The 5,224-nt window shown below is 60.2% G+C and carries 6 protein-coding genes; 2 read left to right on the top strand and 4 right to left on the bottom strand.

What is annotated here, in order from left to right:
- Positions 1 to 253: 253 nt before the first annotated feature.
- Together ACZXDY_RS44520 and ACZXDY_RS44515 are read right to left on the bottom strand one after the other, a co-directional pair.
- Positions 254 to 649, bottom strand: coding sequence for a tautomerase family protein (locus ACZXDY_RS44520; RefSeq protein WP_464349833.1), 396 nt, complete (start codon positions 647 to 649; stop codon positions 254 to 256).
- An 84-nt stretch (positions 650 to 733) separates the two neighbouring features.
- Entirely contained in the window at positions 734 to 1,375 is a 642-nt protein-coding gene (locus ACZXDY_RS44515) for a cysteine hydrolase family protein (protein WP_028167737.1), read from the bottom strand.
- Positions 1,376 to 1,540: 165 nt separating this feature from the next.
- Here ACZXDY_RS44515 and ACZXDY_RS44510 point away from each other — a divergent pair, with 165 nt between their 5' ends.
- A complete protein-coding gene (locus tag ACZXDY_RS44510) occupies positions 1,541 to 2,143 on the top strand; it encodes a TetR/AcrR family transcriptional regulator (protein WP_028167736.1) in 603 nt (200 codons plus the stop codon).
- Between the two features lie 411 nt (positions 2,144 to 2,554).
- Positions 2,555 to 2,689, top strand: a complete 135-nt coding sequence (locus ACZXDY_RS44505; protein ID WP_283813261.1) for a hypothetical protein — start codon at positions 2,555 to 2,557, stop codon at positions 2,687 to 2,689.
- Between the two features lie 188 nt (positions 2,690 to 2,877).
- On the opposite strand, the gene ACZXDY_RS44500 is transcribed toward ACZXDY_RS44505, so the two are convergent.
- Together ACZXDY_RS44500 and ACZXDY_RS44495 are read right to left on the bottom strand one after the other, a co-directional pair.
- Complete coding sequence (locus ACZXDY_RS44500; protein ID WP_028167735.1) at positions 2,878 to 3,861, bottom strand: MBL fold metallo-hydrolase; 984 nt, start codon at positions 3,859 to 3,861, stop codon at positions 2,878 to 2,880.
- Between the two features lie 542 nt (positions 3,862 to 4,403).
- Complete coding sequence (locus tag ACZXDY_RS44495; RefSeq protein ID WP_155255491.1) at positions 4,404 to 4,694, bottom strand: hypothetical protein; 291 nt, start codon at positions 4,692 to 4,694, stop codon at positions 4,404 to 4,406.
- Positions 4,695 to 5,224: the final 530 nt, after the last annotated feature.

Here is a 5,224-nt window from a genome sequence, read left to right as displayed (position 1 = left end):
TAAGGCACCGCCAGACGAAAGGGGCGGGAACAGATATGTGTAGCCTAAAGCCACCGCGCCACATCTCGACTCCACCAATCGCGTCGATTTGGCCGTGCGCCGACGACTTCCGGTTCTTCCTCATAAGCAGACCTTCTTTGTGTCCGCCTGCATGTCTCAATCGGGCCATTTTCGGACTCATGCACTGCAGCACACTGTCGAGCTATTCGATCATTTCGTCTGCACGGCCGGACATGACGGGGCGCGGAGCCCCTCAGGTCGAGATATGCGCTCGCTGCGCGAGCCCTTGGCCGAAGGAGATATTCTCGCCGGGCATCTCATAGATCAGAACGACGAGGTCGTCCGCCCTCACGCCGGCCTTCTCCAGGACGAGCCGGTTCAGCGCGGCGAGCAACGCCAGGCGCTTCTCCTTCGGGCGACCGGAGATAAAGGTCAGCTCGAGGAGGACGAAGCGATCGCTGTACGTACAGCCGACGAAAGCCGGCGTGTGGACGAACTGTCCTTTCGGAAGAACGTGCGTGATGCGGAAGTAGTCCTCCGGCGGGACCGAGAGCACTTCCTCCAGTGCTGCCTGTACGGCCGTCCCGATTGCGGCGAGCTCGCTATCCTTGAACGCACCTTCGTGCACATGAATCTTGGCTACGGGCATCTCAAAAACCTCCTTCGGTTGGCAGCGGCTCCACGTACCGATAGTGGACCGCAGTCTCGATATCGGCAGTCACGTCGCTTCCTCTCACGCCGCGGCCGCCGCCGGGGAAGCCTTGATCGCCGCGATCAGTTCGGCGGTCGTCACGATCTCATGGGCATAGGTCGGCGCGTCGATGTTGACCGCCGCATGCATCGCCTCGGGCGAGCGGGCAGCGGTGGCATCGCGCACGTAGGTGACGTGATAACCAAGCTCCATGCCGATGCGGGCGGTGGCCTCCAGGCAGGTATTGGCGAGCAGACCCACGCAGATGATCTTTTCCTTGCCGTGCCGCTTCAGCAGTTGATCGAGGTCGGTATTGGGGAAGCCGCTCGAAGCCCAATGCTCCGTGCAGCAGAGATCGCCCGGCCGGAGCTTGAAATCATCGTGGAATTCGCCGCCCCACTGACCGCGGGCGAAGATCATGTTCTTCGCCGCCTGCAACTGATAGGGCGACGGATACTTCCAGTCCTTGTAGGTGTCGGGCTCCATGCGGTGATGCGGTACATGGATGATCTTGATCCCGGCCTCCCGCGCGGCGACGACGATCGCACGGAGATTGTCGAGCAGGTTCACCTGCTCGGCGACGTCCTTGACCGAAGGCCAAAGCTTGCCGTCTGGATGGAGGAAATCGTTGTAGAAATCGATGCAGAGAAGCGCCGTGATCTTGGGGTCGTAGGTGGTCGCCATGTCGAGTTCCTTCGCGAAAACGTGGCTTTGGAGACTTTCAAAAAAATAGATAATATATATAATCTATTCTAGCCAGTCACGATTGCTTGCGGGACGGCGGTTTCTTACGACCGAGGCCGGCGTAAAGTCGCGGATCTCGATCGAGTTCGGAAAGGAACAACGGACATGGGTCGCTCATCGCAGGAGCAGGCGCAGAAGAATCGGCAGAAGATCCTGAAGTGCGCGTCCCGCCTCTTCCGCGAGTTCGGTGTGGACAGCGTTTCGGTGGCCGAGGTCATGAACGCCGCTGACATGACGGTTGGCGGCTTCTACAAGCACTTCAAGTCCAAGGACGCCCTCGTCGAGCAAGTCTTCTCCCTGACCTTCGAGCAGTCATCCGCCGCCTGGCGGCAGGTCTGCGAACGCAAGTACGACGATCCGGGCGTCCGGTCGGCCGCCATCGTCGACTACTATCTGACGAAGAAAGGGGCCGATCAGGCTTGTCCGATGATCGCCTTCGCTCCTCACGTGACGGCCGAGGCCGCCGACGAGTCCTCGCGCGAGTCCTACAGGGACGGGACGGAGGCTCTGTACGCACAGTTTCTCGATCACTTGGCGAAGTCGCGCGGTACGAACGGCGCGTCGTCCGATCAGGAAGCCAAGGTTCTGTTCGCGGCCATGATCGGAGCGCGGCTTCTCTCTCAATCGGTGGGCGACACGGAATGGATCCGTTCGCTGAAGAGCGCCGTGAAGGCAGAGGCCGCCCAAGACGCAGCCTCGCTGGACTGATGGAACAAGCAGAACCTTCCTGATCCTGCAGGCGATACCGATGCGAAAATGCTATCCTCTACATCGAGGTACTCCGGACATCTATGATTTCGCCTGATTGCAGTGGCAACTTGCCACGTCGCCTTTGGGTCAAAAGCGCCGATTGGAAGGTCGACCAGTCACTTCCGATCTACCCCGATAAGCAGACGATTTCCGATCCCGCGCGGACTTCGCATTCGGGCCATGAACGGACAGCACGCTCGCAAAGGAAAAACGAAAAGGCCGCCAAAGAGCGGCCTCGTTTCAATTTATGTAAGTCTCTCGGAAAATCAGCTAGCGTTACGGCGGCGGCGGACGAGCCAATAAGCGCCATAGCCTAGTCCGATCACAAGTGCGGGAATCCCGGCGCCTAGAAGCGGGCAGGAGCACCGTGTGGCGGCCTTCGCCAAGAAGGCGCCCGCCGAGGATTGGGCACTCATGCGTTCGTTCAATGACGAAAGCCGCTTCACCGTGCATACCGCGGCGGAGATATTGTTTGCATTTCAGGACGGCGAGCAGGTCAGGTGAGCGCCCATAATCGCCATCTTGTGCCGATGCCGGCGCACAAGCCGCGTAGCGGGAAACCGCGGAAGCTGTCCTCGCTACGGACGCCACCGGCAATGCCAGCAGCGGCGGCGGCGTTGCCGTCGCGGGTGCCGTCGCTGATGGTGCGACCGGCCAACGCGGGGCCTTCGAACCTACGACAGGATTTGCCATCAGACGCCCTCGTAGACCAGCCTGGTGAACAAGGCCGGCGTAATGAGGAACCGGCCCCATTTCGCGTCGAACTGCTCGGTTGGCTTGGCTGCGATGGTCTCATCGAGCGAGCGGCCCGACCGCTTGAGCGTTGTGACCTTCTCCCTGATGGCGACGAGCATATCGCGATAGCCGATCAACTCGTCCTTGTTGCTCACGGCGCTGGCTTGGCCCGGCATGTTGTGGCCGGGAATGACGATGGTCTCGCCGCTGGTGGCGGCGATGTTCTGCTCGGTCGCCCGGATCATCCCGTCGATGTTGCCACCGGTCGAATAGTCGATGAACGGATAGAAGCCGTTCCAGTAAGTGTCTCCGCAATGGAGGATATCAGCCTCAGCGAAGCGAACCGAGATGTCGCTGTCCGTATGCGCGGGGCTATAGTGCTTCAGATCGAGGGTGGAGCGATTGAGGCTGAGGCGTTTTTCCGAAGCGAACACCTCGGTCGGCACCGCGGCCAAGGGCGGCGAAGGAAAATTGTAGTCCCAGTCCTCGACCCTCTGGGCAGTCAGCAAATGCTTATGCGTGTTCTCGTGAGCCAGAATGGCAGCGCCTTCTTCGTTTAGCCACTGATTGCCGTCCGTGTGATCGAAGTGCCAGTGGGTGTTGATCAGGTGTTTGATCGGATCGCGGCTAAGGCTGTTGACCGCCTCCAGAATCCGCGGCCGTGTCGGGGTAATGCCGGCATCGACGAACAGCTTGCCGTCTTCGCCGGTGAGGACCGCGATATTGCCTCCGGAGCCTTCGAGGACCGTCACGTTGCCACGCAGCTTGTGGACCTGGAGGGGCATCGTTGCGGCGGCGTCGCGGATCGTATCGACGATGTTGCGTGACTCGGCGTAGGCCTCGTCAGGCTTCAACCAGCCACGGTTGGTTGCGAAAGCGGCGGCGGCTACGGCACAGCATGTGCAGAAGCCGCGTCGTGACAGCGAGGTATGCAAGGACATCGGAGACTCCTTTGATAGATCGGATGGGCTTCCAAGGTGGCGGAATTGCATCGGCGTAGTTGGAACGAAGCTCGCCAATCACAAGACCAAAAATTCAGAATCCAGCATCCAATGCGTTGGATGACCGTGCGAATTTCGATTGAGGAGTTGTAGGGATTGTCTTCGATAGTGCGGGGTTCGGTTGAGAAGTTGTAGGGATTGTCTTCGACAGCTCGCGGCCCGCGCGCTACCGCACACTCGTCGAACGTGCTGAAGTTTCCGCTGCCTCGCCGGAGTCGGCTTCGGGTCATTCGCGTCGTTCTGACCATGCGCCGGTCACTTCCGGTCTACCCCTGAAAGCAGACAATTTCAGAGCCGGTCGGTATGGCTCAAGGAGCAAATTGCGACACCCCTATGCAGCGCCACGACGTCCGGTTGGCCCCCTAATCGCGGAAGTTGACGGCGCTTGCACTGATCCGCCACGTGTGATCTCCACATTTTATTCCGCCTTGAACCTGCCCGCGTTCTCAACCCGCTTCCGGCACCGCCGACGCCGAGTACGCTCAAGCGCCGGCCACTTCGCTGGCAAGGACCGACGCGATCGCCTCGTCCATCTGAGCCGCCGTCATGTCGCGACGCATGCGAAGAATGATGCCGAGCGACCAAAGCAGAGTGACGTGCTCGCTCAGCATATCGGTCGCCTGCTGTTTGCAGAATGTGAAAAACGCGGCGATAGCCTCCTGCGACTTGCAGATAAGCGCGGCCAATTCCATCGCCTGTCGGCGATCATCTGCGGCAAAAGACGCATCGCCAAGCAGCAATTGCTCTGCTGCTTCACCGCCCATCAACTGCACGACTGAGTCGAACACGCTCGCGTAGACATCGGCCTTGCAGTCGCGACTTCGCCGGCCTTCGGCATCAACGGCGAAAGGATTGCGCGAACGTCGGAGGCATCGAGGCAACCGGTGCCGGTCGCGCCATTGTTCACGAAAGCCTCACTGCGCGTGCCGCGACAGATGACCTCGAAACCATCGCGAGGCGTGATCGAAATGAGCGAGATGCTGTCGGTCCCGGTCACTCGATCGATGACGAAATGTCCGAGTTCGTGAGCACACGGACCCGGTAAACGGCATCGCCGGAAACAGTGCGCCCGTCGTGTCCCGTAGCCCTGTCAGGTACAACTGTTCGGCTCCTAGCTTGACCGGGAGGTAGTTTGCCCAGAAGAAAGGAGTGATGGCGCGTTGATAGGTGTAGACGGCGTCAGCGGTCTCGAAAGACCATCCTACGGCCAAGCGTGAGGAAATGCGGGGAACGCGCGACGGCAGCCCCCACGACATTTGGCATCGCGCAATCCTGGCTATGTCTTCTGCGGGTTGGCACGCAA

This window comes from Bradyrhizobium sp. LeoB3, from assembly GCF_055456055.1.
This window is presented reverse-complemented; position numbering and strand designations above follow the sequence as displayed.

Excerpts from the sequence above, each read along its gene's own strand:
- ACZXDY_RS44500 (WP_028167735.1), bottom strand. The coding sequence starts at position 3,861 with ATGTCCTTGCATACCTCGCTGTCACGACGCGGCTTCTGCACATGCTGT.
- ACZXDY_RS44515 (WP_028167737.1), bottom strand. The coding sequence starts at position 1,375 with ATGGCGACCACCTACGACCCCAAGATCACGGCGCTTCTCTGCATCGAT.
- ACZXDY_RS44510 (WP_028167736.1), top strand. The coding sequence starts at position 1,541 with ATGGGTCGCTCATCGCAGGAGCAGGCGCAGAAGAATCGGCAGAAGATC.
- ACZXDY_RS44520 (WP_464349833.1), bottom strand. The coding sequence starts at position 649 with ATGCCCGTAGCCAAGATTCATGTGCACGAAGGTGCGTTCAAGGATAGC.